The organism is Yersinia pekkanenii, from assembly GCF_001152565.1.
Taxonomy (GTDB): domain Bacteria; phylum Pseudomonadota; class Gammaproteobacteria; order Enterobacterales; family Enterobacteriaceae; genus Yersinia; species Yersinia pekkanenii.
The window spans coordinates 1-1,795 of record NZ_CQAZ01000159.1 but is presented as its reverse complement, the minus strand read 5'-3'; the positions used below and the strand labels follow the sequence as shown (position 1 = coordinate 1,795).

Sequence of the window (1,795 nt, the reverse complement as noted above, 5' to 3'; positions counted from 1 at the left end):
AGCCACCCGCAATCCTATCCCCAGGTCGTATCTATAAGATGTTGGAGCGCGACGGTCACATTTGGACGCCGGCCGGATACTATTTCGGTAGGATTACTGTTGCCGGTTAGTCTCATTAATTCTCGCATATCATATGAATCCAATACCACCCCTAAAAGTGATCTTGAATAACCCTGAGTCAGAGTGAGCGCTCCTCCCACAAGAGGTGTAGCACTGGATGTTCCACTATAAATGGCAGTGTAGTCCCTAGTATCGGTTCCAACAACAGTATGTAGATCACCATAACCCGTAGTCACTACCGAGTCACCCCAAGAATTCATATAAACATGAGAGCCTGAATTACTGAAACTAGAAAGATTCCCACTAGTAGATACACACGCACTGATCATACTAGAACCGTTATCTCCCCAATCATTAAATTCAGGTATTAAATCAAGTTGAGCGCCTTCCCATCGATCAGTATATCCATTACCTGCGGCTAAAACTACAACAGCACCAATCTCATTTACGCACTCATAAATTTGATCCCACAAAGACCGAACATGACTGCCAGGAACCTGGAGTGTTCGGCCTGAAGCAACAGATACTGCAGCCGAAACATTTACTACGATAATATCCCCTCGCTGAGCATCAGCAATAACTCCACCTAATGTAGGTTCGACGGTTACATCATAAAAAGATAATCTGCAACGATCATCTACCAATCCTTTAATACCCATGCCATTAGACGATTCTCCGGCGATACAACCAGATGTTGCTGTGCCATGATTGGTATTTGCACCTGGTCGTGAGTCTATGGCAACTGTAATATTGGAAAGATCTTCATGTTCTTTATTGATGCCAAAATCAAAAACTCGGCATACCGTTGTTAAACCTGACCAAAATAGATCGTTCCATGCAGGAATTACGTTCATCCCAAGGCCGTCATATAAATACCCCTGTAAGATAGAGAAATCAGGGGTGACACTTTCTTTAGGACTTAAATCTAATGTAGTTAGATTTTTTCGTGGTGGATCAATGCAACTAAAGTTTGGTGACAGGCAGCAGTATTCTACATAATCAAGATTTTCAATTTCTATTGCTAAAGATAACATATCATCATTTGTTAAATTAGATATAACTTTGTAAAAATTTAAAAAACGTAAAGAACTTGTATTTCTTTTAATTATTTTATTTAAAACATCTGGACTAAAGCATTGAACGAACTCTATGCCAAGCTTGAAATTTTCATAAATAGGAACAATGTTTTTATTTTCATTATTTAACTTATCTAACCCTCCAGGTTTAAACATTATTTTCAAATAATTTTCATTTTCCGTTTGTTCTATTCTTAATTTTCCTTTTAATGATGGTTTTTTGTGATCTGGTTTAATTTGTGATGATAATTCATCTTGTAATATAATAATGCTATGGGATTTTTCTTCTATCACCTCCCCATTTTTCAAGGTAATGTCAGCCACAACTGAATATTCACCATAAGTTTGTGACTTAAAAATTGAAATCTCATTTGGGTCATTGGTGAATATTTTAGAACAAATTTCACCAGATTTAATAAGTTTATAATTAACCGTTGATATATCATCAAGACAATCGCATAACTTAACATATATTTCGCCGTTAAATCTATACCGCCTAAATACATCTATCTTGTGATTTATATTTACATTTGCATTTTTAATTTCCAGTTTATTATTCATTTCGTCCTCTGAAAGAATTAATAGGTGAAAAATCGTTAATATCATTTGTCGCGCATACGAAAATATCTTCTTCTCTTGTACAGCATTTCCAGCACTAT

Annotated in this window: 1 protein-coding gene; it reads right to left on the bottom strand. The window is 36.3% G+C overall.

Features of this window, described 5'->3' with window-relative positions; genetic code table 11:
* Positions 1–14 precede the first annotated feature (14 nt).
* Positions 15–1,795: S8 family serine peptidase (locus tag AEP37_RS23610; protein WP_049615616.1), on the bottom strand; the 1,781-nt coding region annotated here is incomplete at its 5' end.